24 protein-coding genes, 1 tRNA gene and 1 pseudogene are annotated in these 26884 nt (G+C 65.0%); 6 read left to right on the forward strand and 20 right to left on the reverse strand.

Features of this window, described 5'->3' with window-relative positions:
* Positions 1-70 precede the first annotated feature (70 nt).
* The 5 genes from AC0YKC_RS27865 to rsfS all read right to left on the reverse strand — a co-directional run bounded on the left by AC0YKC_RS27865 (position 71) and on the right by rsfS (position 5177).
* Positions 71-1261 carry a divergent polysaccharide deacetylase family protein gene (locus AC0YKC_RS27865; RefSeq protein WP_488513389.1) on the reverse strand — a complete coding sequence of 397 codons (1191 nt, stop codon included), beginning with the start codon at positions 1259-1261 and terminating at the stop codon, positions 71-73.
* A gap of 185 nt (positions 1262-1446) precedes the next feature.
* On the reverse strand, positions 1447-2778 hold the full coding sequence (locus AC0YKC_RS27870) for a S41 family peptidase (RefSeq protein ID WP_320297607.1): 1332 nt from the start codon (positions 2776-2778) through the stop codon (positions 1447-1449).
* 1 nt (position 2779) lies between these two features.
* Entirely contained in the window at positions 2780-4114 is a 1335-nt protein-coding gene (locus tag AC0YKC_RS27875) for a murein hydrolase activator EnvC family protein (RefSeq protein WP_488513390.1), read from the reverse strand.
* Positions 4115-4254: 140 nt separating this feature from the next.
* Positions 4255-4737: a 23S rRNA (pseudouridine(1915)-N(3))-methyltransferase RlmH gene (gene rlmH / locus AC0YKC_RS27880; protein WP_488513406.1), complete on the reverse strand. Its 483-nt coding sequence runs from the start codon at positions 4735-4737 to the stop codon at positions 4255-4257.
* 62 nt (positions 4738-4799) lie between these two features.
* Positions 4800-5177, reverse strand: a complete 378-nt coding sequence (rsfS, locus tag AC0YKC_RS27885; RefSeq protein ID WP_140801823.1) for a ribosome silencing factor — start codon at positions 5175-5177, stop codon at positions 4800-4802.
* 244 nt (positions 5178-5421) lie between these two features.
* On the opposite strand from rsfS, the gene AC0YKC_RS27890 reads away from it, so the two are divergent.
* A complete protein-coding gene (locus tag AC0YKC_RS27890; RefSeq protein WP_488513391.1) occupies positions 5422-6273 on the forward strand; it encodes a mechanosensitive ion channel family protein in 852 nt (283 codons plus the stop codon).
* 36 nt (positions 6274-6309) lie between these two features.
* Here the strand turns inward: AC0YKC_RS27890 and AC0YKC_RS27895 are convergent, their stop codons facing one another.
* The 5 genes from AC0YKC_RS27895 to obgE form a co-directional block, all read right to left on the reverse strand.
* Complete coding sequence (locus tag AC0YKC_RS27895) at positions 6310-7596, reverse strand: MFS transporter (RefSeq protein WP_488513392.1); 1287 nt, start codon at positions 7594-7596, stop codon at positions 6310-6312.
* Between the two features lie 252 nt (positions 7597-7848).
* Positions 7849-8436 carry a nicotinate-nucleotide adenylyltransferase gene (locus tag AC0YKC_RS27900; RefSeq protein WP_320297643.1) on the reverse strand — a complete coding sequence of 196 codons (588 nt, stop codon included), beginning with the start codon at positions 8434-8436 and terminating at the stop codon, positions 7849-7851.
* 249 nt (positions 8437-8685) lie between these two features.
* Positions 8686-9972 carry a glutamate-5-semialdehyde dehydrogenase gene (locus AC0YKC_RS27905; protein WP_488513393.1) on the reverse strand — a complete coding sequence of 429 codons (1287 nt, stop codon included), beginning with the start codon at positions 9970-9972 and terminating at the stop codon, positions 8686-8688.
* 34 nt (positions 9973-10006) lie between these two features.
* Positions 10007-11146, reverse strand: coding sequence for a glutamate 5-kinase (gene proB, locus AC0YKC_RS27910; protein WP_488513394.1), 1140 nt, complete (start codon positions 11144-11146; stop codon positions 10007-10009).
* A 5-nt stretch (positions 11147-11151) separates the two neighbouring features.
* The gene (obgE, locus tag AC0YKC_RS27915) at positions 11152-12180 is read right to left on the reverse strand and encodes a GTPase ObgE (protein WP_488513395.1); all 1029 of its coding nucleotides are present in this window, start codon (positions 12178-12180) and stop codon (positions 11152-11154) included.
* A 161-nt stretch (positions 12181-12341) separates the two neighbouring features.
* Between obgE and AC0YKC_RS27920 the strand changes: the two genes are divergently transcribed.
* On the forward strand, positions 12342-13205 hold the full coding sequence (locus AC0YKC_RS27920; RefSeq protein WP_488513396.1) for an endonuclease/exonuclease/phosphatase family protein: 864 nt from the start codon (positions 12342-12344) through the stop codon (positions 13203-13205).
* 164 nt (positions 13206-13369) lie between these two features.
* Here the strand turns inward: AC0YKC_RS27920 and AC0YKC_RS27925 are convergent, their stop codons facing one another.
* The 3 genes from AC0YKC_RS27925 to AC0YKC_RS27935 form a co-directional block, all read right to left on the reverse strand.
* Positions 13370-13957, reverse strand: coding sequence for a GNAT family N-acetyltransferase (locus AC0YKC_RS27925; RefSeq protein WP_320297599.1), 588 nt, complete (start codon positions 13955-13957; stop codon positions 13370-13372).
* Positions 13958-14082: 125 nt separating this feature from the next.
* Entirely contained in the window at positions 14083-14352 is a 270-nt protein-coding gene (gene rpmA / locus AC0YKC_RS27930; protein ID WP_140801833.1) for a 50S ribosomal protein L27, read from the reverse strand.
* A 100-nt stretch (positions 14353-14452) separates the two neighbouring features.
* The gene (locus tag AC0YKC_RS27935) at positions 14453-15148 is read right to left on the reverse strand and encodes a 50S ribosomal protein L21 (protein WP_434724398.1); all 696 of its coding nucleotides are present in this window, start codon (positions 15146-15148) and stop codon (positions 14453-14455) included.
* A gap of 325 nt (positions 15149-15473) precedes the next feature.
* Here AC0YKC_RS27935 and AC0YKC_RS27940 point away from each other — a divergent pair.
* Both AC0YKC_RS27940 and AC0YKC_RS27945 read left to right on the forward strand, forming a co-directional pair.
* Positions 15474-15563, forward strand: a tRNA-Ser gene (locus AC0YKC_RS27940).
* Positions 15564-15790: 227 nt separating this feature from the next.
* The gene (locus AC0YKC_RS27945; RefSeq protein WP_434724399.1) at positions 15791-16246 is read left to right on the forward strand and encodes a hypothetical protein; all 456 of its coding nucleotides are present in this window, start codon (positions 15791-15793) and stop codon (positions 16244-16246) included.
* A gap of 54 nt (positions 16247-16300) precedes the next feature.
* Here the strand turns inward: AC0YKC_RS27945 and AC0YKC_RS27950 are convergent, their stop codons facing one another.
* From AC0YKC_RS27950 to recQ, 3 genes are all read right to left on the reverse strand, one after another.
* A complete protein-coding gene (locus AC0YKC_RS27950; RefSeq protein ID WP_320297593.1) occupies positions 16301-17788 on the reverse strand; it encodes an HAL/PAL/TAL family ammonia-lyase in 1488 nt (495 codons plus the stop codon).
* 309 nt (positions 17789-18097) lie between these two features.
* Entirely contained in the window at positions 18098-18874 is a 777-nt protein-coding gene (locus tag AC0YKC_RS27955) for a hypothetical protein (protein WP_488513397.1), read from the reverse strand.
* A 120-nt stretch (positions 18875-18994) separates the two neighbouring features.
* Positions 18995-20839, reverse strand: a complete 1845-nt coding sequence (recQ, locus tag AC0YKC_RS27960) for a DNA helicase RecQ (RefSeq protein ID WP_488513398.1) — start codon at positions 20837-20839, stop codon at positions 18995-18997.
* A gap of 244 nt (positions 20840-21083) precedes the next feature.
* Here recQ and AC0YKC_RS27965 point away from each other — a divergent pair, with 244 nt between their 5' ends.
* Entirely contained in the window at positions 21084-21710 is a 627-nt protein-coding gene (locus tag AC0YKC_RS27965) for a LysE family translocator (RefSeq protein ID WP_488513399.1), read from the forward strand.
* Positions 21711-21760: 50 nt separating this feature from the next.
* Here the strand turns inward: AC0YKC_RS27965 and AC0YKC_RS27970 are convergent, their stop codons facing one another.
* From AC0YKC_RS27970 to uxaC, 3 genes are all read right to left on the reverse strand, one after another.
* Positions 21761-22090 (reverse strand): cupin domain-containing protein, encoded by a 330-nt coding sequence (locus tag AC0YKC_RS27970; RefSeq protein ID WP_488513400.1) that lies wholly within the window; start codon positions 22088-22090, stop codon positions 21761-21763.
* A 35-nt stretch (positions 22091-22125) separates the two neighbouring features.
* Positions 22126-22893 (reverse strand): 2-dehydro-3-deoxy-D-gluconate 5-dehydrogenase KduD, encoded by a 768-nt coding sequence (kduD, locus tag AC0YKC_RS27975; protein WP_434724404.1) that lies wholly within the window; start codon positions 22891-22893, stop codon positions 22126-22128.
* Between the two features lie 67 nt (positions 22894-22960).
* The gene (gene uxaC, locus AC0YKC_RS27980) at positions 22961-24370 is read right to left on the reverse strand and encodes a glucuronate isomerase (RefSeq protein WP_488513407.1); all 1410 of its coding nucleotides are present in this window, start codon (positions 24368-24370) and stop codon (positions 22961-22963) included.
* Between the two features lie 327 nt (positions 24371-24697).
* On the opposite strand from uxaC, the gene AC0YKC_RS27985 reads away from it, so the two are divergent.
* Complete coding sequence (locus tag AC0YKC_RS27985; protein WP_488513401.1) at positions 24698-26194, forward strand: mannitol dehydrogenase family protein; 1497 nt, start codon at positions 24698-24700, stop codon at positions 26192-26194.
* A 382-nt stretch (positions 26195-26576) separates the two neighbouring features.
* Here AC0YKC_RS27985 and AC0YKC_RS27990 read toward each other — a convergent pair.
* Positions 26577-26884, reverse strand: a pseudogene (locus AC0YKC_RS27990) (hypothetical protein); the annotation flags it as partial.

Genomic DNA, 26884 nt, shown 5'->3' on the forward strand with positions numbered 1-26884 from the left:
AGTACGTGAGCACCGGAAGCGCAGAAAACGCCGCCAGATGCCCGCCGGAGTAGAATTATCAAAACGGCTGCTAGCCTTTTTGCGGATCAATGGCCACCGCCGAGATCGGCACGATCTCGATGCCGCGCTTCTTTGCTTCGGCAATCCAGGACGTCACCGTGTCGACCGTGATGTCGAAGGCCGAACCGATGCCGACCGCGCTGCCCTTGGCCCGCGCCGTCGCTTCCAGGCTGTCGAGCTTCTTGAGGATTTCGCCGCGGTCCTGAACGGCATCGATCGCCATGTCGCCGGCGACGAACGGCACGCCATCCTTCAGCGCGAGATCAGGCGCAACGCTGCGCGAGGATGAGCCGTCGTCGATATAGGCGAGACCCCGCTTGCCGAGCTCGGCCATGAACGGTCCCATCGCCGATGCATCGGCCGAGAAGCGCGCGCCCATATAGTTCATGACCCCGGTATAGTTGGTCGTGCGCGACAGCGCCCAGTGCAGGCTCTTCAGGTTCTCGTCCGGGCTGGCCGCCACCGTCAGCGTGTTGCGGCCGGGATTGACGTTCGGATAATCGAACGGCTCGAGCGGCACCTGCATGACGACCTCATGCCCGCTCTGCCTTGCCGCCTGCATCCAGCGGCCGATGCTGTTGCCTTGCGGCGCGAAGGCCAGCGTCACTTCGGCCGGCAGCTTGGCGATCGCGGCCTGGGTGCCGGTCTGCGAAACCGCGAGGCCGCCGATGACGATCGCCACGCGCGCGCCGCGCGCGCCCGACCACGGCCGCGCATAGACGTCGAAGGGCCGCCTGCCGTCGGCGGAGCGCATCGGCAGCGGACCGGTGTCGCTGGCCTCGATCAGTGCCCTGTCCGGGATGTGGGCGACCTTCAGGTTCTGGCCGAGCGTCGACGGATCGCGGATGACGATCGCCGCCTTCGGCGGACCGTCGCCTTCCTCGGTCTGGACGTGGATGATCTGCGGCCCGCCGCTCTTCATGGGCGTGCTGGCCTGTGGCGTCGCCGCCGCAACCGGGGCCGGGACGGGCGCCGGCGCCGCAGGAACAGGCGCAGCGGTCACCTTCGGTGTCGAAACGGCCACTTCTTCCGGCTTGCGGAACGGCTTTTCACGCAGCGCGATAGCGCCGGAAACACCGATCACGCCAAGCACGGCCAGCACAGCGACGAGCGAGCCGGAGCCGATGCCGCGCGAGGCCTTGCGCTGAGGCCGGAGCGTCTGTCCCAGCGGGCGTTCGATATCCTTGCCGATCTCAGCCAAGTCGTGTTTCCCCGGAAGCACGCCAAGCTCACGTTCTTCGTGACGTCTCGCGTGAACTTCGCAATCGCTGGCGCGATACCCCAGACACGTGGCGCCCCAGCCGCGGTCCCCGAATCAAACTGCCGGAACCTCGCGGCCCCGGCAGCATTGCATTGCTTCGCTCCACCGGCCAGAGCCGGACTGCATTACTGGTTCAGCACGGCCTTGTCCGGGTTCGGCGGGAACGACGGATCGGTCTTTTCGCCGCGCAACAGCTGCTCGGCATAGATCAGCTGCAAATCGTCCTTCGGATCCGGCGGCACATAGGCGGCCGAGCCCGAACCGGTCTTGCTTTCGTCAGCGCCCTTGATGTGGCCCTTGAGATCGGATTCGCCGCGGGTCAGGTCGCGGCCCTGCAGGTCCGGCGGCAACGGCTGGTCGACCTTGATGTCGGGCGTGATGCCCTTGCCCTGGATCGACTTGCCCGACGGCGTGTAATAGAGCGCCGTGGTCAGCCTGAGCGCGCCGTTCTCGCCGAGCGGGATGATGGTCTGCACCGAGCCCTTGCCGAAGGACTGCGTGCCGACCACCGTGACGCGGCGCAGATCCTGCAGCGCGCCGGCGACGATTTCCGAGGCGCTCGCCGAGCCGCCATTGACCAGCACGATCATCGGCTTGCCGTTGATGTCGTCGACCTGCTTCGGCTTGGCGTCGAAGCGGGTGACGTCCTTCGGGTCGCGGCCGCGCGTCGAAACGATTTCGCCGCGCTTGAGGAAGGCATCCGACACGCTGACCGCCTGGTCGAGCAGGCCACCGGGATTGAGGCGAAGGTCGAGCACGTAGCCTTTCAGCTTGTCGTTCGGCACCTGCTTCTTGATGTTCTCGATGGCGTTCTCGAGATCGTCATAGGTCTTTTCGGTGAAGGAGGTGATCTTCATGTAGCCGATGTCGTTCTCGACCCGGTACTTCACCGCCTTGACCTTGATGATGTCGCGCACCACCGTCAGCTCGATCGGCTTGTCGGCGCCCTGGCGCAGGATGGTGAGCTTGATCGGCGTGTTGACCGGCCCGCGCATCTTCTCGACCGCGTCGTTCAAGGTCAGGCCGCGAACTTCCTCGCCGTCGATCTTGGCGATGTAGTCGCCGGCAAGCACACCCGCCTTGGCGGCCGGCGTGTCGTCGATCGGCGTGATCACCTTGACGAGGTCGTTCTCCATGGTGACCTCGATGCCGAGGCCGCCGAACTCGCCCTTGGTCTGCACGCGCATGTCCTGCGCCTGCTCGGCATTCATGTAGGAAGAGTGCGGGTCAAGCGAGGCCAACATGCCGTTGATGGCGTTCTCGACCAGCGACTTGTCGTCCGGCGGCGTCACGTAATTCGCGCGCACGCGCTCGAAGATGTCGCCGAAGATCGCCAGCTGCTTATACGTTTCCGAACCCGCAGCGTTCGCCGCCGAGCCCGGTGCGCCGTAGACCAGGCTCATTGCCGATGCGCCCATCAGCGCGCCGGCAAACAGAAGCGACAGTTTCCGCATCATTTCACGTCCTTCCAGAAAATCGATCCGCCCACCACGGGGCCGGATCGACGGGTTTTCCATCCTTGCGGAACTCGACATAGAGTTCCGACGTCGAATTCTCATTCCGCGAGGCCGAGGTGCTTGCCACCCGGGCCTCTCCCATCGCGCCGATCGGCTCCCCTGCGAGCACCGACTGTCCCGTCGCGACGCTGATTCTGCTCATCCCCGCCAGAACGACATGATATCCGTCGCCGGCATTGAGGATCAAGAGCTGACCATAGGAGCGAAACGGCCCCGCATAAAGCACGTTTCCATCCGCCGGCGCGGTGACGATGGCCCCCGATTGTGTCGCAACCATGTCGCCCTGCATCGCCGCGCCACTGCCGTCGTCGGTGCCGAAACGCCGTTTGATCTTGCCGATGACCGGCAGCGCGATTTGGCCTTGCAAGGCCGAAAACGGCGCCGATCCGGTGAGGCGATTGGCCTCCGGCACCGGCAGCGCGGCGAGCTCGGTGGTCGAGGCCGTCGTGTCGCTGTCCGTCGATTTCCGCTCGCTCGCCTTGACCTGGTCTTGTGCCTTGCGCGCCTTGTCGGCTTCCAGCGAGGCGATCAGGTCCTTGAGGCTGCTTGCCTTCGCCGCCAGCTGTTGCGAGTGCTGCTGCTCGGCCGCGATCGCCGTCTGGGTATCGGCCTGCAGCTTTTTCTTGGCCTCCAGCAGCATGGTGAGCCGCTTCTTTTCGGCCGTCTGGTCGGTGACAGCGGTGGTGAGTCTCGCCCGTTCCGCCTCGATCGAGGCCGTGACGCGGGTCTGCTCCTTGAGATCGGCCATCAGCCTTTCGGTCTGCTGGCGCAGTTCCGGCACCACCGCGCCGAGCAGGATGGCGCAGCGCACCGACGACAGCGCGTCTTCGGGCTTGACCAGGATCGCCGGCGGCGGATTGAGCCCCATGCGCTGCAGGGCGCCCAACACCTCGGCCAGCACGTCGCGCCGCGCCATGAGCGAGGCGCGCAGCTTCGTTTCCTCGGCCTTCAGCCCTTCGAGCTTGGCGCCGATGTCCTCGATGTCCTGGCCGAGCTTCTGCTCCGTCATCGCCGACTGGATGAGCGCCGCGGTGATCGAGGTATAGTCCTTGCGCACAGAGGCGATGTCGGCGGCGAGCTTGGCCAGCCGCTCCGACGACAGCGTGATCTCCTTGGAAACCTGCTCGTATTCGGCCCGGCTCTGATCCGGGTCGGGCGCCAGGTCGAGCGAATTTTCGGCCGCCCGGACCGGCCCGAGCGCGACCGCGGCGGCGACAAGGGTCAAACCGCAACGGCTGCGCCAGGCGCGCGTTCTCGAATTCCAGCCTTCAGACATCAGGCCTCGACTCTATCCGCCGCTTCGTTAACGAACCATCAACCATGTTGGAAGCGGCCCAATAACCCTATTGCCGCGCGATTGGGGCGGAAATCCTGGTGCAAGCCGGCAATCCCCAGCTTTCCGGTCGCTACCGTTATTCACGATCGATGATACGGATGGCCGGAAAGGATGGTCGAGATCCGATAAAGCTGCTCGCCCAGCATCACCCGCACCAGCTGGTGCGGCCAGGTTAGCGCGCCGAATGACAGCACCAGGTCCGCCTGCTCGCGCATGGACCCGTCGTGGCCGTCGGCGCCGCCGATGGCCACGACCAGCGCCTTGCGACCACTGTCGCGCAATTGGCCGATGCGGGCAGCCAGGTCCTCCGAGGAGACCGACTTGCCGCGTTCGTCGAGCAGGATGAGAACGCTGCCCGGCTGCAACTGCGCCTGCAGCTTCTGGGCTTCCTCGCGGCGGCGCTCGTCGGCGCTTTGTCCGCGGCTTTCGGGGATTTCTACAATGCCGGCAAATTCCAGCCCGACCGCGGGCCCGCTCCTGGCGAAGCGCTCGAAATAGCGGTCGGCGAGTTCTCTCTCGGGGCCGGTCTTCATCCGGCCCACGGCATGAACGGTGATCTTCATCCTCGCCCCGGCGAGCTTGTCCTGGCGCATACCGTGACGGTTCACGGCACGCGGATCAAGGCTCAGTGCAAGGTCTCTTCCTCGAGGTCCGGCGCCTGCCACATCTTTTCGAGATTGTAGAATTCGCGGACTTCGGGGCGGAAGACATGGACGATTATGTCGCCCGAATCGATCAGGACCCAGTCGGCGCCGGCCAGCCCCTCGACGCGCGCCGTGCCGAGGCCGGCATCCTTCAGCGCCTTGAGGAGATGATCGGCGACAGCCGAGACATGACGGTGCGATCGGCCCGAGGCGATGACCATATAGTCGCCGAGGCTCGATTTTCCCTGAATGTCGATTGAGACGATGTTTTCGGCCTTGGAGTCTTCCAGACTGGCAAGGACTGTGTCGATGGCGAGGGTCGCGGCGGCGTTGCCGCTGATCCCGGCCGGCGAAGGCATGACGTCAGCCTTCTTCCGCAGTGCTGTTCTCAGTGTGTTTCCTTTCCCAACAAGAACAACCAAATCACCATGCAAATCAGGTGACACCACTTAGATAGGCAGAGTTCCATTGCAGTTTCAAGACGGGCGCGCCCTGCCCGCGCCAACGCGGCTTCCCTAAGCAGGTTCCGTCGTCCCGAAAAAATCGGAACCCTTTGCGCTTTGCATGGGTTATCGGCTCACTGACCAAATGGGGACTTCATTCATGCCAACCGACCCGCAAAGCGCCCTCATCACCATCCAGGCCGGGCTCGCGCAGCTGAGCACGCTGATCGTTTCCTATTCCTTCTCGGCCATCGGCGCCATCATCCTGCTGGTTGTCGGTTACTTCGTCGCCGGTCTCGCCGAGCGCTCGATTTCCGCCGGCCTCGGCCACATCCACGGCTTCGACGCGACCCTGCGTCACTTCTTCTCCAAGATCGTCCGCTACGCCATCCTGATCCTGGTCACCATCATGGTGCTCGGCCAGTTCGGGGTGCAGACCGCCTCCATCATCGCCGCAATAGGCGCCATTGGCCTCGCCATCGGGCTGGCTCTCCAAGGCACGCTGCAGAACATCGCCGCCGGCATCATGCTTCTGGCGCTCAGGCCCTTCCGCATCGGCGAATATGTCGAGGTCGGCTCGATTGCCGGCACCATCGAGGAGATCGGCCTCTTCGCCACCAAGCTGCGTTCGGTTGACGGCGTCTACGTGCTGGCGCCCAATTCGACGCTGTGGAACCAGCCGGTGCGCAATTTCACCCGCAACGGCGTGCGGCGCACCGATGTGAGCCTGAGCATCGGCTCCTGGAACGACATCGACCGCGCACAAAAGACACTGCTTGCCATTGCCGGCGCCGAAAAGCGCATCCGCCGCGAACCGGCGCCGATCGCCTTCGTGGCCAGTCTCGGCGACGCCACCGTTTCGCTCACCTTGCGCTACTGGACGTCCGCCGCCGACTATTTCGCCACCCAGATCGACACGACCAAGCGCGCCAAGCAGGCTTTCGACAGCGAAGGCATCTCGATCCCCCTGCCGCCGCCGGAAATGGCGGCGCCGGAGGCGCGCAAGCAGTAAGGGTCTTCACTTGCCGATTCTTCACTTGCCAATTCTTCACTGGGAAGCGGGCTTCTCGTCCGGCGCGAAGGCAAGCTCCACCGGTAGCGGTGTCTGCGCCGACATCGGCGCGAAGCTGCCGCTCGGGGCTGCGGGCGTCGGCCGGCCCGCCATCACGCGCCACAGCACGAACAGGCAGAAGGCCGACGCGATGACGATGCCGACATAGATGAAGGTCGCGGTGCCGAAGACGACGGAAAGCGCGGTCACGATGCCCGGCACGATGAAGCCGGCCAGCGACCAGGCAAACAGCATCGAGCTCGACAGCGCCAGAAGCTCGTCCTTGCCGGCGCGGTCAGCGGCATGCGCGCTGGAGAGCGCGTAGATCGATTCCGACGCCCCGTCCCAGATGAGATAGATCACCACCAGCACCATCAGCGCGCCGCCGTCGAAGGCGATGGCTAAAACACTGGCGACGGTCGCGAGCGCCGCTGCGCCCGCCAGCACGTAGCGCCGGTCGGTGCGGTCCGAAATCCAGCCGAGCGGGATCTGCAGGATCAGCGTGCCGACCGGCATCGCCGACAACAGCAGCGCCACGTCGGCCTGGCTGTAGCCCTTGGCGGTGGCGTGGATCGGCGCAAAACCGGAAACGATCATCGACAGGCCGCCGACCGCCAGCATGCCGGCGACGCCGACCGGCGAGATTCGCCAGGCGCGGCGAAGCGCCACCGACGCGGCCTGCGGGGCCGGCGGCTGGGCAAGCCTGGTCATGCCGACCGGCAGGATGGAGAGCGCGGTGAAGGTGATGCCGATCAGCGATGCGGCGGCCGTGTGGATGTCGACGACGGCGAGCGTGGCATAACCCACGCCCAGCCCGGCGATGTAGGCGACATAGAACACCGCCATCACCCGGCCGCGGATCGAGTTCGGCAAGGCGTCGTTGAGCCAGCTCTGCGCAACGATGAACAGCCCGCAGATGGCAAAGCCGTAAAGGGCCCGCGCGGCGATCCACAAAAGCGGGATCGGCCCGGCGCCGATCGCGGCATTGGAGAGCGCGATCAGCGCCGAAAGCACCATGAAGGCGCGGGCGTGGCCCACGCGCTTGACGAGCGGCCCGGTCAGGATGCAGCCGGCCAGCCCGCCGGCCGAAAGCCCGGTGACGATCAGCCCGGCCCAGGTCGGGTCAAAACCGTCGGCGCCGAGGCGCACCGGGATATAGGCGAACATCAGCCCGTTGCCGATCGCGATCAGCGCCATCGACACGATGACGCTGGCAATGGCAATCAGCGGCGCCGATTGCGCGGTCTGTCGTGGGTCGGTTGTGGTTCGGTTCTTGTCCAGCATGCTTCCGCAACTTCGCCTACCGAAAGGCAAAAGACCGCCGTAAAAGCGACATGGCCAGACTTCCCTTCCCCCCTTGTGGGGGAAGGTGGATTGCCGCGAAGCGGCAAGACGGATGAGGGGTGTTCCAGCGGAGTGAGACGCTGGTGATTGCGGCCTTAGACGAGCGCGTTGGCCAAGCTGGAGCACCCCTCATCCGTCTCGGCGCTGCGCGCCGATCCACCTTCTCCCACAGGGGGAGAAGGGGAAGTCTGCTCAGCCCTTCGCCGCCTTGCGGATCGCGGTGGAGGAGAGCGAGGAGCGCGGGCCGTGGATGAAGGTCCAGGCCGGCGCCTGCATGCGGGCAAGCAGCGGCGCGTCGCCCTCGTCGACGCGGGCATAGTCGAAGGTTTTGGCGACCACCGACGACAGGAAGGAGAGCGTGGCGCCCGGGCGGTCGATGACCGCAATCGGGAAGGTCAGCACGATCTCGCGCCAGCGCTGCCAGCGGTGGAAGTCGCGCAAACTATCCGCGCCCATGATCCAGACGAAATCGACGCCCGGGTTGCGCGCCTTGACCAGGGCCAGCGTGTCGGCGGTATAGCGAACGTGCCGCGCCGCCTCGAAGGCGGTGACCTTGATCTTGGGGTTCCTGGCGATCTTTTCGGACAGCTCGATGCGCTCGGCGAGCGGCGCCAGTTCCCGCACGCTTTTCAACGGATTGCCGGGCGTCACCATCCACCACAGCTGGTCGAGCGCCAGCCTTCTCAGCGCTATCTCGGCGACCAGCGCATGACCGGCATGCGGCGGGTTGAACGAGCCGCCGAACAGGCCGACCGTCAGCCCCTTGGCGGCGTGCGGCATGCGAAAGTAGCGCGAAGGAACGACGGGCTCGGAAAGGGAGAGCATTGTGCTAGGCCCCCCTCTCTGCCCTGCCGGCCATCTCCCCCACAAGGGGGGAGATCAGATGGCGCCTATGCTTTCGCCAATCGCCGACGTTGCAAGCAGAGGACCGTCGGCGAAACAGCCAATCTCCCCCCTTGAGGGGGAGATTGCCGGCAGGCCAGAGGGGGGGGCCTGGGCGCAAGCTTCAGCCTCTTAAGGCAAGCGACATCAAGGCCTCACCTGCCCCGACCCGCGCACGCGGTATTTGAACGAGGTCAGCTGCTCGACGCCGACCGGTCCGCGCGCATGCATCTTGCCGGTGGCGATGCCGATCTCCGCGCCCATGCCGAACTCGCCGCCATCGGCGAACTGCGTCGATGCGTTGTGCAGGAGGATCGCCGAGTCGATCCCGTTGAAGAATTTTTCGACCGCTTGCGCATCCTCGGCGACGATCGCCTCGGTGTGGTGCGACGAGAAGGTCTCGATATGCTCGATCGCCCCGGCGACATCGTCGACCAGCTTCACCGCGATGATGGCGTCGAGATACTCCGTCACCCAGTCGGCGTCGGTCGCCGGGCTGGCGTCGGCGAAAGCCCTGATCACCTCGGCGTCGGCATGGATCTCGCAGCCGGCGGCGCGTAGCGCTTCCAGGATCGGCACCAGATGCGTGGAGGCCACCGCGCGGTCGACCAGCAAGGTCTCGGCGGCACCGCACACGCCGGTACGCCGCATCTTGGCGTTGACGGCGATCTCGACGGCCATGTCGAGCTTGGCCGAGCGGTCGATGTAGAGATGGCAGATGCCTTCCAGATGCGCGAAGACCGGCACCCGCGCCTCGCTTTGCACGCGCCCGACCAGACTTTTGCCGCCGCGCGGGATAATGACATCGAGATTGCCGCTCAAGCCTTTGAGCATCTCGCCGACGGCGGCGCGGTCGGCGGTCGGCACAAGCTGGATGGCATCCTGCGGCAGGCCGGCCACCTTCAGCCCTTCGACCATGCAGGCGTGGATTGCGGACGACGAATTGAGCGAATCCGAGCCGCCGCGCAGGATCACCGGATTGCCGGCCTTGAGGCAAAGCGCGCCGGCGTCCGCCGTCACGTTGGGGCGGCTTTCATAGATGACGCCGATGACGCCGAGCGGCGTGCGCACGCGCTCGATGTGCAGCCCGTTCGGCCGTTCCCATTCGGCGATGACGTCGCCGACCGGATCCTTGAGCGCGGCGATCTCGCGAATGCCCTCGGCCATCGCCTTGATGCGCGAGGGGGTCAGCTTCAGGCGATCCATGAAGGAACCGGACAGCCCGGCTTCCTCGCCATTCGACATGTCGATGGCGTTGGCGTCGAGGATCGCTTGCTCGTTGCGCAGGATGGCATCGGCCATGGCGACAAGCGCGGCGTTCTTGGCCTTGGTGGAAGCGACGGCCAACGGTCGGGCGGCGGCGCGGGCGCGGCGGCCGATATCGGCCATCAGCGCCACAGTGTCTTCGCCGGATTTTTCATGCAGCTTCAGCATGGTTCATCCCTCCGCTTGGTCGTCGGCCGATCTTCTAGTCGTCGGCCAATACTTGGTCGCCGCTGACACTTACCACAAGGTCGTCGCGATGGATCATCGCCGAGCGCGCCTCGTAGCCGAGCACATTTTCGATCTCGGCCGTCTTCAAACCCGCGATCCTTACGGCATCGGCGGCATCGTAGGCAACCAGCCCGCGCGCGATCTCGCGGCCCTCGGGCGACAGGATCGCCACCGTGTCGCCGCGCGCAAAATTGCCGCTGACGAGTTTCACGCCGGCCGGCAGCAGCGACTTGCCCGATTTCAGCGCGCCTATGGCGCCGGCGTCGACGGTGAGCCGGCCCGCCGGTTCCAATTGCCCGGCGATCCAGGTCTTGTAGCCCTTCACCGGATTGGCGCTCGGCTTGAAAAAGGTGGCGCGCTCGCCGCGCTCGATCGCCATCAGCGGCGACAACCTGGTGCCGGACGTGATGATCATCGCGGTGCCGGCGGCGTTGGCGATCTTGCCGGCATCGAGCTTGGTGCGCATGCCGCCGCGCGACAGCTCGGAAGCCGCCGCCCCCGCCATCGCCTCGATGTCCGGCGTGATGCGGTCGACGACGGGTATGAACTTCGCTTGCGGATCCCTGGCCGGCGGCGCCGTGTAGAGCCCGTCGATGTCGGAGAGCAGCACCAGAAGATCGGCGCCCATCATCGTGGCGACGCGCGCGGCCAGCCGGTCGTTGTCGCCATAGCGGATTTCCGAGGTCGCCACCGTGTCGTTCTCGTTGATGACCGGCACCGCCTTCATCTTGAGCAGGGTCGAGATGGTCGCGCGCGCGTTGAGGTAGCGGCGGCGCTCCTCGGTGTCGCCAAGGGTCAAAAGAATCTGGCCCGATTTAAGCCCGTCCTTGCCGAGCGCGTCCGACCAGGCGCCGGCGAGCGCGATCTGGCCGACGGCGGCGGCAGCCTGGCTCTCCTCGAGCTTCAGCGCGCGCTTGCCGAGGCCGAGAATGGTGCGCCCCAGCGCGATCGCGCCCGAGGAGACGACGAGCACCTCGGCGCCGGCATCGGCGAGCACCGCGATGTCGTCGGCAAGCGAGCTCAGCCAGTCGCGCTTCAGGCCTGTCGCGCGGTCGACGAGCAGCGCCGAACCGATCTTCACGGTGATGCGCCGGTATGATTTCAGCGATTTCATGGGTCTTATCGCCAGCGCGTGTCGACAGGAGCCGGAACGGCATCGCGCGACTCGGCGACCACCACCATCAGCGCGCGCAGTACCGCCTCGACGCCTTCGCCGGTGACGGCCGAGACAAGCAACGGCGCGCGGCCGGCGGCCCGTTTCAGCGAAGCCACCTTCTTCTTGCGGGCGTCCGCGTCGAGGATGTCGACCTGGGACAGCGCCACGATCTCGACCTTGTCGGTCAACCCGTGGCCATAGGCTTCGAGCTCGGCGCGCACCGTCTTGTACGCCTTGCCCGGGCTTTCCTCCTGCGCCGAGACGAGGTGGAGCAGCACGCGCGTGCGCTCGACATGGCCGAGGAAACGGTCGCCGATGCCCACCCCTTCATGCGCGCCCTCGATCAGGCCGGGAATATCCGCCAGCACGAATTCGCGGCCATCGATGCGGGCAACGCCGAGGCCGGGATAGAGCGTGGTGAACGGATAGTCGGCGATCTTCGGCTTGGCGGCGGTGACGGCGGCAAGGAAGGTCGATTTGCCGGCATTGGGCATCCCGACCAGGCCTGCGTCGGCGATCAGCTTGAGCCGAAGCCAGATGCTCAGCTCCTCGCCCGGCAGGCCGGGATTGGCGCGCCGCGGCGCCTGGTTGGTCGAGGTCTTGAAATGCTGGTTGCCAAAGCCGCCATTGCCGCCCTTGGCGAGCAGGAAGCGCTGGCCGACGACCGTCAGGTCGCAGATCAGCGTCTCATTGTCCTCGGCAAACACCTGCGTGCCCGCCGGCACTTTCAGCGTCACGTCGGCGCCCTTGGCGCCCGTCATGTTGCGGCCCATGCCGTGCGTGCCGGTCTTGGCCTTGAAATGCTGCTGGTAGCGATAGTCGATCAGCGTGTTCAGCCCGTCGACCGCTTCCACCCAGACATCGCCGCCGCGGCCGCCGTCGCCGCCATCCGGACCGCCGAACTCGATGAATTTCTCGCGACGAAACGACGTGGATCCGGCGCCGCCGTCGCCGGAACGTATGTAAACCTTGGCCTGGTCGAGGAATTTCATCGTCGTTTCAAGTTTCTGCTGATGTCCATGAGCGCTTGCTCTAAGGCATGCCTTAAACCAAGGCGGAGCCTAGGGCGAGGCCGATTTGCGACTAAAGCGCCGGATGCCCTTTTGCCAAGGACGCGGTAGCACTGTTGCGGGAGTGCTGGAGGGGCGCGGGTGTGAAGATCGTTTCCTACAACATCCAATATGGTATCGGCCTCGATGGCAGATACGATGTCGGCCGCATTGCCGATGCCGTGCGCGGCGCCGATGTGATCGCGCTGCAGGAAGTGACCCGCAACAACCCGCGCAACGGCGACCGCGACATGGTGGCCGAGATCAGCGAGGCGCTGCCCGATTATTTTGCCGCCTATGGCAGCAATTTCGAGGTCAATATCGGCTCGCGCCTGGAGAACGGCCGCGCCATCTCGACCTCCTTCCAACTCGGCAACATGGTGCTGTCGAAGACACCCATTCATCTGTCGCGCAATCTCCTTTTGCCGCGCAGCCGCAGCCTCGAGGCCATGAACTTCCAACGCGGCGCATTGGAGGCGCTGATCGAAACGCCGCTCGGCTTCATTCGCTTCTATTCCACCCATCTCGACCATCGCAGCCCGGTCGAGCGCCAGAGCCAGATCCGCTTCCTGCGCCAGCGCCTCCTGAACTATGCGCTGGAAGGCGGCGGCCTGTCGGGCATTCCCGAGATCGGCCTGCCGGACCTGCCCTATCCGGAAGCCTTCATCGTCATGGGCGACTTCAACATGCTGCCGGGCTCCGCCGAATATGTCGAACTCGCCGGCCGTCCGGACCATGAATTCGGCATGCCGCTGACCGCCGATCTCGCCGTCGACGTCGCCCAGCGTCTTGCCGTCGCCGACCTCGTCACCTGGGTCGACCCCGAGCGGCCCGAAGACCAAAGCCGCCACAAATGCATCGACTACATCTTCACCAGCGCCTCGCTCGCCAGATCGCTGAAGCGCCTGTGGTCCGATCGCGACACCGTCGGCTCCGACCATCTGCCGCTCTGGGCCGAACTGAGCTGAGCGCAATCTATCAAGTGCGCCCAAGATGGGTTGAGATTCAGGTCAGGCCGAGCCGAGAGTGGTGGCTTCCGAGAACCGGAGCGGAGCGTGCTTGAAGCACGTGAGCACCGGAAGCGCAGGAAGCCGCCACTCGCAGGCCGGCATCACCTGAATATCGGCCCATCTCAGAAGTGGACCCAGTTGCGGAGACTGGTCCACGTCTTCCTGTCCAGGCGATAACGCTCGACCGGCACCTGGCCGGCGACGATCGAGTTCAGCATGCCCTGGCCGGCATACTGGAAGCCGCATTTGTGGATGACCCGGCGCGAGGCCGGATTGATCACCCTGGTCGAGGCGTGCAGCACCTGGATCGAGGTGTTCTGGAAGGCGAGGTCGACCAGCGCATGCGCGGCCTCGGTGGCATAGCCGCGCTTCCAGTAGGGCTCGCCGATCCAGTAGCCGAGCTCCAGCCCGCGATCGGTGGTGTTGAGCCCGGCGCAGCCGACGAAGGTGCCGGTGCCGGCGAGGGTCAGCGCATAGACGATGCCGGCGCGGCGCGATGCGGCCATGGCGAGGAAGGTGCGCGCTTCCGCTTCGCCATAGGGATGCGGCATGCGGGCCAACATTTCGGCGACATGGCGGTTGTCGGCAAGCGTGACGAGTTGCTCGAGATCGCTCTCGCGCGGGGCGCGCATCACCAGCCGCTCGGTGGCCAGCACCGGGCAATCGATCGCGTAACTTTCGTCTTCGGTATCTTCCGCTTCGGCAACCATTTTAGTCCTCCAGGGCAAGAAAAATGAAAAAGGAGAGAGGGCAAGCCCATCTCTCCTGATCCTTTTCCTGGCCTGGCCAGACACCGGTTCCCGAGATGGGCGCCGGTGTTATGGTGCGGAACCGGCTACTCCGCTGCTTTGGTAATCGGGTTCACCGATACGTAGGTTCGGCCGTTGGCTTTCTTGTTGAAGGTGACCGCGCCGGCTTCGAGCGCAAAAAGGGTGTGGTCCGTGCCCATGCCGACATTGGTGCCCGGATGCCAGGTCGTGCCGCGTTGACGGATGATGATGTTGCCGGCGATGACGGCTTCGCCGCCGAACTTCTTCACGCCGAGACGCTTGGAGTGCGAATCGCGACCGTTGCGCGACGAACCGCCAGCTTTCTTGTGTGCCATTTGACTAACTCCGATGCGCCCTGAGGCGCTTGAATGGTCTTATGAACGCGTTCGCGTTCCGTTTCAAGTGCGCACCGGCGACGTTTGTCGCCGAGCCATCTTACTTCTTCGCCAGTTCCTTGGCCTGCTCGCGCCAGTCCTTGATCTGGTCGGCGCTGAACGGCATGTGCTCGTCGATCTTGGCGACATCCTTGTCGGTGAGCTTGGCGAGCTGCGCGAAGGTGACGATGCCCTGCTCGGCGAGATCCTTGGCCGCGACCGGGCCGATGCCCTTGATCACGGTCAGGTCGTCCGGCTCGCCCTTCGGCGCCTTGAACAGCGGCGCGGCCTTTGCCTCTTCGCCGGCGGCAGCCTCGGTCTTGGCTTCCTTCTTGGCCTTGGGCTCCTTCGGAGCCGTCTCGGCCTTCGCCTCGGCGGCGACTTCAGCCTTTGCCTCGGCCTTGGCTTCCGGCTTGGCGGCGGCCTTCTTCGACGGCTTGGCGCCACCCAGCAGGATCTCGGCGATCCGGACGGTGGTCAGAAGCTGGCGATGGCCGATCTTGCGGCGCGAATTCTGGCGGCGGCGCTTCTTGAAGGCGATGACGGTGCGGTTCTTGCCCTGCTCGACGACTTCCGCCGTGACCAGAGCGCCATCGACGAACGGTGCGCCGAAGGTGACATTCTCGCCCTCGCCATGCGCGAGCACATTGCCGATCTCGACGATATCGCCGACCTTGGCTTCGAGTTTCTCGATCTTCAGGAGATCGTTGGCGGCGACGCGATACTGCTTGCCGCCCGTTTTGATGACTGCGAACATTTTTTGCCTTTCGCTGTTCGGTCGGCCTCGATGAACCGCCTCGGGCGGTTCGGCCGTCTTTTTGTCAGTCTGCGGGTTCAAAAAACAAGCGGCGCGGAAGAGCTTCCACGCCGAATGCGGGCTGTCCCTAACCGAAGGTTGCGCCGGAGTCAAGGCAAGCGGCCTTGTCTTTGGAGAGGCCGCGAGCGGTTGCCGGCAAATATCGATCCGTCACGTCGCCGTCGCTTTTCGCGGAAGCCGGAAATCGGTCGAATAGGGCCTTGTAACCGGAGCGGTCAGCCGTTATCTAGTGCGCCGCGCCGGCAACGGCCGACCATGACCTCGCGGAGAGGTGGCAGAGTGGTCGAATGCACCGCACTCGAAATGCGGCATACTCGCAAGGGTATCGGGGGTTCGAATCCCTCCCTCTCCGCCATCTTGCTTCGCTCTCCGAGCTTCGCAGGATAAACATGATCCTTCGCCGGGATCGCTCGACTTAAAACGCCTCAGGTCCCAGACTGCGCGTCTCGATCGAACCATACTCCGGCCGTGAAGCAGCACACAGTCGCGTGACAAAAATCCGGCCATGGTCGATAGTCATATGATCTCAGGGGATCATCCTGCGGAGGGCCGTTTGACATGCGCTCTGGGTGGAACCCAACAGTGTCCGGTCGCTCTGGCGGCTTCATAACGTGTGGCAGCGTGGCCGGGCCAGCCATAGCGGCTGTCCTTGCAATTGCGTTTTCCCTTTCGCCTTCGCATGCGGAAGCTGCAAAGCATCGCCTGCCGAGCGACTACAAATGGGGCCGTTGCCTGCTTGTCGTGGAGGGCCAGACCCGCATATCCGGAAGATGCTCCTATCAAATCGAGAAGGGTGGCGATTTCAACATCCAGGGGCCCAAGCAGGTTTTTGCCGGCATCGACTATCCCGATCCGCATAGCGGGGCCGGTGAAATGTCCAAGGATTACTGGGCCGTTGTCTATAAGGACGGTGATTCCTGGGCAGGCTATTCGAACTCGGAGATCGACGAGACCCACGGCGGCGAAAGGTGGGAAGACCTTCGCCGCGAAGGCGCGTGCTACGTCGGGAAGGACGTCAAGATATGCCTTTGGCATTGACAGGGCAGAGCCCCGGGCCTTTGCCTCGCATTGGGCTGAGCCGGCGATCCGCCATCAACCCGCCACATCCGCCTCGCGGATGAAGTCCCGCAGAATTTCCATGTCCCAGGACAGCGGACGGTCGTCGCTGTAATGCGCGACGCGCTGGCGGATGGCGCGATAGATCGCATCGGTGCCCGGCGCCCGCGCGGCCTTGCCGGCCAGAAAATCATGCGCCTGCGCGGCTGCCATGAGTTCGATCGCCAGGATGTATTCGGCATTGTCGATCACGGCCAGCAGCTTGTTGGCAGCCACGGTCGGGTGGGCGAGGAAATCCTCCTGCAAGCCGGATGTGACGCCGCCATCCGTCGCCGCCGGCGCGGCAAGGCGCCGGTTGACGTTGCTGAGCGACGTGGCGGTGTACTGGGCGATCATGAAACCCGAATTGCAGCCGCCTTCGGCAGCTAGAAAGGCCGGCAGGTTGTTGACCAGCGGATTGACCAGGCGGTCGATGCGGCGTTCGCTCATGGCCGCGACCTGCGCGAGCGCAATCGTCAGGCCGTCGGCGATCTGCCCGAGCGCGGCCGCGACCGGATGCGCCTGCGAAAACACCTGAGGCTCCTCTGGCGTACCCGCCACCGCGGGATTGTCGGTGACCGAGGCCAGTTCGCGGTCAACCAGAAGAGCTGAACGCTCCAGCACCTCGCGCGCCGCGCCATGTACATGCGGCACCGCGCGCAGGCTGAGCGCGTCCTGCGTGCGGCTGCCCTGCGCGGCCGCGATCAGGCCACTGCCGTCGAGCAGGCGCCGCAGTGCGGCACCCACCGCCTGAATGCCGGGCGACGGCTTCATGGCCAGCACCGTTGCGTCGAAGGCCGCCATCTGCCCGCCGGCGGCTTCCAGCGTCAGCGCCGCCGCGGCATCGGCCCAATTGAGCAGACGCTCGGCGCGAACCAGCGCGATGCTTGTCAGGCCGGTGGCGCATGCCGTGCCGTTGACGAGGCTCAAGCCTTCCTTGGCGCCCAGCACCAGCGGCTCGAGGCCGATCTCGGCCAGCGCCTGACGGCCGCTCATCCTGCGCCCGGCAACAGTCGCCCGGCCCTCACCGATAAGCACCAGCGCGATATGGGCGTTGTGCGTCAGATATCCGGCCGACCCACGGGACGGAACATCCGGAACGCAACCGCGCTCGAGGAAGGTGAGCAGGTTGCGCACGATCTGAGGCCGCACTCCCGAATGGCCATGCGCGAAATTCGCCACCTGCACCGCAATGACGGCGCGGATGCTGCGCTCGGGCACCAGTTCGCCGACGCCGCAGGCGTGGCTGAGAATGATGTTGCGCGACAGCTTTTCCTGCAGTGCCGGCGCCACCACCTGGCTTGCCAGCGCGCCGACCCCGGTATTCACGCCATAGGCTCGAATGCCCTTTTCGACGAGGCTTGTCACGATGCGGTTCGCGTGCGCGATGCGATCCCAGGCGGCGTCGGTCAGCGCCAGGTTTTCGCCGTCGCCGACGCGCACGATGTCGCGCCAGCTTGCGGCATTGTCGATGATTATTGTCATTCGCAGATCCCAACATGCGGGTCTCACACCCCGCGGTGTCTCGCTTAAAGCGTCCCGATCGCGCCTTCTGTCGAAATTTCGCCGTGGGCGGCGCCAGAAGGGCGGAAATTTGGCGTAGCCTGATTACTCACCACTGTGGCGGTTCGCCGGCGGACAAGAATTGCCGGCAAAAGGCCTTGAGGATCGGTCGCAGTGAGATAGAAAGCCGAAGGTCGCCGGCGGGCACATGGCCCGCAGCGGCGCCAAGGCCGCGAGCACCTTCTGCAGGGTGCGACTCTGTCCTTCAGTTTTTAGGAATGTGATTAGCCGTCAAAGGCCGAGCCTTCTTAGCTGATCCTCCGGTATGGGATTGGATAGTGCTGCCCGGTAAGCGGCCTGACATTTGCTGAAGAAATCGCGGTGGAACATCTTCAACACGAGGCCGACTAGCGGAGAGAACTCCACCCAGAAAACATACCGAAGTTGGCCGATGGTGAGAGTAGTATGAAAGCCAGCCGGAAGCTCCGTTTTGGGGTCGATCTTGACTACCAATCCGCCGTGAGCAGCGAAACTATGCTCGCCGGTCAAGCTGGTATATTCAAGATAAGTTGGATCAGCATCCACAAAAAGCTTGATTGGGTTAAAGTTAGAATGCCCGGTTGCAAACCTCGCAATCGTGAGTGACCGCGGACCATTCGATTCCGCAATGTGGCAAGCCATAAGCTTGGCCAAATATCGAAACACGTCCAGGTATGGTTTAGAGCCTACGCGATAACGATCGAGACGAAAGATATTTTCCGGATCGTCTCCAGCCAGGTACAGGGCCTGCACGCTTTCGTGAAATCGAACAAACTCATGATCCGCTGGCTGAGTTCGATCTGAATTGCATTCACCGCAAAGCTTCGCTGAAAAGTGAAATTCTCGAGACTTGGGTCCTTGCGCAAGCCTCGGCGCACTTAGGCCATCGAAATGGCCAATGACCATCGAGCCTCGGCCAAAGATTGATCTAAGCACAGAGGCCTTTATCTTGTGCTCGCCGGTAAGACCATCGGTGGAACCACACAGGCAGCAGCAATTCGGCGAATAGGGTTCGAAGAACACGCCCACAATCGTTCTCTCTTAAGTGGGGCATTCCGGCTGCCCGTACCCCAACTAGTAGCGACAACGTGATTGTCCAAGTGGAGCCGATCCGCAAGCTGGCTCTGCGCTAACCAGAATACCGACGCGTCAACCTTGCGCTTCCGACACATGCGCCGCGATCGCGCTCAGGAAAATCTCGCCGAACTCCTTGAGCTTGGCGGCGCCGACGCCGTTCACCTCGGCGAAATCGTCAAGGTCGCGCGGGCGGCGCTCGGCCATGTCGATCAGGGTGCGGTCGGAAAACACCACATAGGCCGGCACCTGGCGCTCCTTGGCGAGCCGCAGCCGCAACGTCTTGAGCGTCGCCAGAAGCGATGCATCGACGCCCTCACCCTCCATGGCGGAGCCCTGCGCGGCGCGCTTCCTGCCGCGCGCGAGACGATCCCGGCCCTCGACACGATATTCGAACGCAACCTCGCCACGGCCGAGCGCGCGGCCGCTTTCCGAGATGGCGAGACCGCCATGGCCGTCGGGATCCGGCACCAGGAAGCCGCCGGCGACGAGTTGCCGGACGAGCGACAGCCAGACCGGCTTCCTGTGCACGATGCCGGCCTTGAAGCTGGTAAGCTTCTGATGGCCCCTGGCCAGCACCTTTTCGGTTTCATGGCCGAGCAGGATGTCGATGACATGGGCGGCGCCGAAGCGCTCGCCGCTCTGCGCGACGGCCGAAAGGATGATGCGCGCCTCGGCGCTGCCATCGGCGCGCGGTGCCTGGTCGAGGCAGTTGTCGCAATTGCCGCAGGCCTGCGCCTCCTCGCCGAAATAGCCGAGCAGCACCTGGCGCCGGCACTGCGCCGTCTCGCAATAGCCGATCAGCGTGTCGAGCCGGCGATGCGCCCGCCTTTTGTGCTCGGGTGCGGTATCCTCGTCGTCGATGAACATCCGGCGCGTACGGATGTCGCCGGCACCGTAGAGCATATGCGCTTCCGCCGACCGGCCGTCGCGTCCGGCGCGGCCGATCTCCTGGTAATACGCCTCCAGGCTGCCGGGCAGGTCGGTGTGGAAGACATAGGCGACATCGGGCTTGTCGATGCCCATGCCGAAAGCGATGGTCGCCACCATGACGACACCCGACAGGCTCATGAACGCGTTCTGGTTGGCCTCGCGCGCCTCCTTGCTCATGCCGGCATGATAGGCGAGCGCGTGCACGCCGTTCTTCTCCAGGAAGGCCGCCATTTCCTCCGTCTTGCGGCGCGACAGGCAATAGATGATGCCACTCTTGCCCTGGTGACGCTCGATGAAACGCAGCAGCTGGCGCTTGCTGTCCTGCTTGGGCTCTATCGCCAGCTTGATGTTGGGCCGGTCGAAGCCCAGCACCAGGGTTTCGGCGCGCCCGGCGAACAGCCGCGCTTCGATGTCGGCCCGCGTGGCCTCGTCCGCCGTCGCCGTCAGCGCGATGATGGGGACTTGCGGAAACAACCCGCGCAACCGCGACAGGTCCTCATATTCGCGTCGGAAGGCCGGGCCCCATTGCGAGATGCAATGCGCCTCGTCGATGGCGATCAGGCCGACATCGAGCCGCGACAAGGCTTCGAGCATCCGCTCCGTCATCAGCCGCTCCGGCGCCATGTAGAGCAGCCGCGTCTGCCCGGACGCGACACGGCGCCAGGCCGCGACATTGGCGTCGCGGTCGAGCGAGGAATTGATCGTGTCGGCGGCCACGCCGGCAAGGCGCAAGGCGGCGACCTGGTCCTGCATCAGCGCCACCAGCGGCGAAACCACGATGGTCAGCCCGCCCTTGACCAGCGCCGGCACCTGATAGCAGAGCGACTTGCCGGCGCCCGTCGGCATGACCGCCAGCACATGGCGCCCGGCCAGCAACGCCTCGATCACGCTCGCCTGCCCGGGGCGAAAATCGTCGAAGCCGAACACATCCTTCAGGACGCGCCGCTTGTGATCCTCGGCCCGCAGGCCAGCTGCCTGTGCCGGCATCAGGCAGGCACCTGACGGATAGTGGTTTTCGGGAGGATATGAAGACCGGTCAATGATTCACCATGCGATGCTTTGAAGTAGCGCAGCCGTCATCCGGCCACAACCGCGCTTTGCGGAATGCTTTCGCCTCGCGCCGATGTCGTCATCGAAAAGCCGTCGCTGGCACACCGGCTGGAGAGTTCCAGGTGCTATGGTTCCATGCAGCCCGCTGCTGGTGGCGGGCGCGCTCCGAAGGAACCCTCGCATGATCGACCCCGCCACGCTCGTCACCTACATCGCGGTGGTGCTCGGCTTCGTCTTCATCCCGGGGCCGGCCACACTGCTCACGGTCGCTCGGGCGACGAGCTCGGGCACGAAGGTCGGCATTGCCACCGGCGCAGGCGTCGCCGCGGGCGACGTGATCCATACCATCATGGCCATCATCGGCATCTCGGCCATCATCGCCGCCTCGGCGATGCTGTTCAGCATCGTCAAATATATCGGCGCGGCCTATCTCGTTTACCTCGGCATCCGCGCCATTGTCGAAAAGGCGCCGGCCGACCTGGCAGGCAGGACGCTGCCCATTTCCGCGGGCCGGGCCTTCCGGCAGGCGATCCTGACCGAAGTGCTCAATCCGAAGACCGCTCTGTTCTTCCTGGCCTTCCTGCCGCAATTCGTGCACCCGCAAGAGGGTTTCGTGGCGCTGCAGCTGATGACGCTCGGCATCATCTTTGTCCTGCTCGGGCTCTTCAGCACCGTCGTCTTCGCCGTCAGCGCGGGCGGCCTTGGCTCGTTCCTGCGCCGCTATCCGGCGGTGCTGAAATGGCAGGGCAAGGTGGTCGGCAGCATCTATTGCGCGCTCGGCATACGCCTGGCGCTGCAGCAGCGCTGAGATGTTTCAGCTAGTGCAATTCACCGCTTCCCGGAACCCGGCGAAATACCCTAAAGGAAATCGGCCCGGCAAGGCGCAAAACTGTCGACCAGCCGCCCTGCCTCCAGCGCCTTGACGCCATGCACGAGATTGGACGGCACGATGAAGCTGCTTCCCGTTTCGAGGACCTCCGATCGACCGTCGATGGTGACCTCGAAGCGGCCCTCGGCGACATAGCTTGCCTGCACATGCGGGTGCGAATGCAGCGCGCCGACGCCGCCCTTCTCGAAGGCGAACTCGACCATCATCAATTCATCGGTGTGCACCAGCACCCGCCGCCTGTTGCCGTCCGGCGTCGGCTCCCAGGCTTTTTCGCCCGCGTGGGAAAAGATATCGCTCATCGCGGTAACTTTCGTTGGACATTGGCAGGAAACGGTCATCGCGCCAGCCAGCCGCCATCGACCGGCACCACCGCGCCATGCATATAGTCCGACGCCGGCGCCAGCAGGAACACGGCTGCGTCGCCTATATCCGTGGGCTGGCCCCAGCGCCCAGCCGGGATGCGCCCGAGGATGGCGGCGCTGCGATCGGGGTCGGCACGCAAGGCTTCGGTGTTGTTGGTTTCGATATAGCCCGGCGCGATGCCGTTGACGTTGATGCCTTTGGCCGCCCATTCGCAGGCGAGCAGCCTTGTGAGGCCGAGCACGCCGTGCTTCGAGGCCGTGTAGGAGGCGACACGGATGCCGCCCTGGAAGCTCAGCACCGAGCCTATGTTGACGATCTTGCCGCGCCGTCCCGGCTCCGCCAGCACCCGCCTTGCGAAACCCTGGCAGAGGCGAAAGACCGTCTTCAGATTGACGTCCATCACCTCGTCCCAGTCGGCTTCGCTGAGCTCGACCGCATCGGCGCGCCGGATGATGCCGGCATTGTTGACGAGCCCGTCGAGCGGGCCGCTCTCGTCCCAGACCCGGTCGAGCATGGCGGCTGCCTCGGCGGGATCGCCGAGATCGGCCTTGACCACCTCGAAGCCACCTCCCTCCGCCGCGACCTTCCCAGCCGTGTCATCCATGGCCGAACGACCGACGCCGACGACCAGGCCGCCGGCGCGCGCGACCGACACGGCGATACCTTGCCCGATGCCGGTGTTGGCGCCGGTGACCAGGATGCGCTTGCCCGCGAGGCTGAAGGCGGAAAGATCGTTCAAGCTCGCCCTGCCCTTCGCCCGCTGCCGATCCAGGGATCGGCCGTTCCGCGCATGTGGCGGCGCCCCTTCACAGGCGATAGGCCTTCTTGGCAAGCCCGTAGGCCAACTCCCCGGCCAGTTCATGCGCCTCGTCCTCGCGCAGCCGATGCTCGCCCACCAGCCGCGCCAGGAAGGCGCAGTCGACGCGGCGGGCGACGTCGTGGCGCGCCGGAATCGAGGGAAAGGCCCGCGTGTCGTCGTTGAAGCCGACGGTGTTGTAGAAACCGGCCGTCTCCGTGGTCATCTCGCGGAAGCGGCGCATGCCTTCGGGGCTGTCGTGGAACCACCAGGCCGGACCGAGCCTGAGCGCCGGATAGACGCCGGCGAGCGGCGCCAGCTCGCGCGCATAGCTCGCCTCATCCAGCGTGAAGAGGATAACGGTGAGGTCGCGCTCCAGCCCAACGCAGTCGAGCAGCGGCTTCAGCGCCGTCACATAGTCCGTGCGGGTCGGGATATCGAAGCCCTTGTCGCGGCCGAACCGCTGGAAGACCGCAGGCGAATGATTGCGCCAGGAGCCCGGATGGATCTGCATCACCAGACCGTCGTCCCGGCTCATCTTGGCCATCTCGGTCAGCATCTGGGCGCGAAACAGCCGCCGTTCGCGCTCGTCGCCGGAGCCGTGCCGGATGCGGTTGAACAGCTCCTGCGCCGCCGCGTCGGAGAGATTGGCGGTCTCGGCGGTCGGATGGCCGTGATCGGATGAGGTCGCCCCGAATTCCTTGAAATAGGCGCGGCGCTTGCGATGCGCATCGAGATAACCGGCCCATGCGCCGGTGTCGCATCCGGTGATCTCTCCCAGCCGGTCCAGATTGGCCGAGAACCCTTCGAAGTCGGGATCGACCACGGCGTCCGGACGGTAAGTGGTGACGACGCGACCCTTCCAGCCGCTGTCCCGGATCATCCGGTGCCATTTGAGGTCGTCGAGCGCGCCTTCGGTCGTCGCGATCACCTCGATGTTGAAACGCTCGAACAGCGCCCGCGGACGATAGTCGTCGCGCTGCAGCAGCGCGGCGATCGTGTCGTAGGCGTGGTCGGCGCTGGCTGCGGTCAGCGGCTCGCCGATGCCGAACAGATGCTCAAGCACATGGTCGAGCCAAAGCCGCGTCGGCGTGCCACGGAAGAGGTGGTAATGCTCGGCGAAGCGCCGCCAGATCGCGCGGCCGTCACTCTCGATAGGCGCCCCGTCCAGCGCCGCCACGCCGAGCTCCTCCAGCGGCACGCCCTGGCTGAACAGCATGCGGAAAATGTAATGGTCCGGCACGATGAGCAGTTGTGCGGGATCTGGAAACGGCTCGTTGAGCGCGTACCAGCGCGGGTCGGTGTGACCATGCGGGCTGACGATGGGCCGGTCTTTCACGCCGGCATAAAGGGCACGGGCCAATGCGCGCGAATTCGCCTCGGGCGGAAACAGCAGATCGGGATCGGTCGGCGCGATCATCGAATAAAGCGGCTCCTCCAATGCACGTCGCCCGGAAGTGCGGAGCGGTTCCGGGGCAACGACATGCATCGGTAAAAACGCCCGAAGCGCCTCGCCGAAATCCGTTTCGGCGTAACGCGCTTCGGGGTCGGTATCGGTACGGCCGGGCAGGAATGATGTCAACGCGGTCGTCCAGCCGCCGCCTCTTGCGGTCGGCAAGCCGCCTCTTGCGGTCGGCAGGCCTCGGCCTTCTTGCGGCGGTGGGGAACAGGTGATACGCCGCGTGTGCTCCACCGCAAGGGACATCGACATGCCGCTCCACCGAAGCCCCTCAGCCGTTTTGGTGCCATGACCCGCGGCCGCCTTTCCGACAGCGCGCTGCCGTCCTTGCCAAGCGAGGTTTTAGTGCCGGCCTATGATCGGGCCAGCATCACCCCCGGCATCGTGCATCTTGGCGTCGGCGCCTTTCACCGTGCCCACCAGGCCGCCTATGTCGATGCCTGCCTGGCGGCCGGCGAGAGCGATTGGGGCATCATCGGCGTATCGCTGCGCAGCCCCGACACGCGCGATGCGCTCGCGCCGCAGGACGGGCTCTACACGCTGGCGATCAGGGACAGCGCCGGCGAGCAGCTTGAGGTCGTCGGCTCGATCCTGTCCTTGCTCGTCGCTCCGGAGAACCCTGACGCGGTGCTCGCCGCGCTGACCGACCCGCGCACCCGCATCGTCACGCTGACCATCACCGAAAAAGCCTATCTCAGGGCGGCCGACGGCACGCTCGACGGCGCGCACCCCGATATCGTCCACGATCTCGCCAACCCCGGATCGCCGAAGACGGCGCATGGATTTCTCGCCGAGGCGCTGGCACGCCGTCGCGCCGCCGGTACGCCGACCTTTACGGTCCTGTGCTGCGACAACCTGCCGGCCAACGGCGCCACGCTGCACCGGCTGCTGATCGAATATGCGAAGCTCCGGCATGCCGACCTCGCGCGCCATATCGCCGATGACGTGGCCTTCCCGTCTTCCATGGTCGACCGCATCGTGCCGGCAACGACGGACGCGGACCGGGCGCGCGTTGCGCGGCAACTTGGCCTTGGGGACGCCTGGCCGGTGATGACCGAGCCGTTCCGGCAATGGGTGATCGAGGACCGCTTCCCCGCCGGACGCCCGGCCTGGGAGAAGTTCGGCGTCACCATGGTCGAGGATGTCGGCCCGTTCGAGGACATGAAGCTGAGGCTGCTCAACGGCGCGCATTCCGGCATCGCCTATCTTGGCCTGCTCAGCGGCCACGCCACAGTCGACCGCGCCTTTGCCGATCCGTCGATCCGGCAGTTCGTGGACTTGCTGTGGGCCGAGGCCATCCCGACGCTGCCACAGAATGCCGGGCTCGATCCGATCCCCTACACGGCTGAGCTTGCCGACCGCTTTTCCAACACCGCGCTCGCCCACCGCACCGCGCAGATCGCCAATGACGGCAGCCAGAAACTGCCGCAGCGCATCGTCGCCTCCGCGCTTGCGAGGTTCGAAGCGGGTCTGCTGCCGGAGCATCTGTCGCTGGTTGTCGCCGCCTGGATCGCCGCCTGCGCCGCGCGCGGCAAGACTTTGCCCGAGGGCCACTTCACCGATCCGCTCGATACCGCCCTCGCCGACCTGTTCAGCCGCAACCTGCCGACTGCTCAGATGACGGCGGCCGTGTTCGATCTCGCCGGCTTCGCCAAGGGCCATCCGGAGCGGCAGAAATTGATCCAGTTTGTCGCCACGCATCTCGTCCATTTCAAGCAGGGCGGCCCAAAGGTGGCATTCGCCGCGCTCGGCATTGGCAATGAACCGCCAAGACCGGCTGAGTAGCTAGTTCCTCAACGCAGAAGTTTTGACCGGTTGGCTGGTGTGCGTTGGCAGATACCATGCCTTGGCGATTGGCCGGGACACCTATCGCGGTCGTCATCCACGGGCGGAGCAAGGAGCGTAGCGACGCGCGCAGACCCGAGGATCCATGCCGTGACTTGGAAGCGTTGCGGCGGTCCAGAATTCTGCACCGTTGCACACCTCGGTCCAGGTAACGGCATGGATTCCAGGGTCTGCGCGCGTCGCTACGCTCCTTGCTCCGCCCTGGAATGACGAGGTTCAGGAGCCTCCAGTTCGTCACCAGCGTTTGCGCTGAATACTCCGAGCGGACGTTGATAGCCTTGCCCGACAAGCCTGCAATCTTCAAAATCACTGTGTTGAGGAACTAGTCGCCCGAACCGTTCACGACCTGGCGCGCGGCATAGTCGACCGCGTTCGAATTCCAGAACAGGCGCACCGCTTTGCCGACCACGTTTGCGTAGGGGACCGTGCCCACGGTGAAGCGGCTGTCGGGCAGGCGGACTGTCCCCCAAACGAAAACGCGGGGCAGTGCCCGGCCTTCAGACCGCTGACAAACCCCGTCGATTTTCGGCGGGGTTTTGTTTTGTGGATAGATTGCGCTCGGCAAATAGATGTCAGGAGGCTGCCGCGGCGGATTGGCCTCATGCGAGGCTTGGTTTGGGTTTTGGCCAG

The sequence above is a fragment of the Mesorhizobium sp. CNPSo 4661 genome (genome assembly GCF_057784215.1).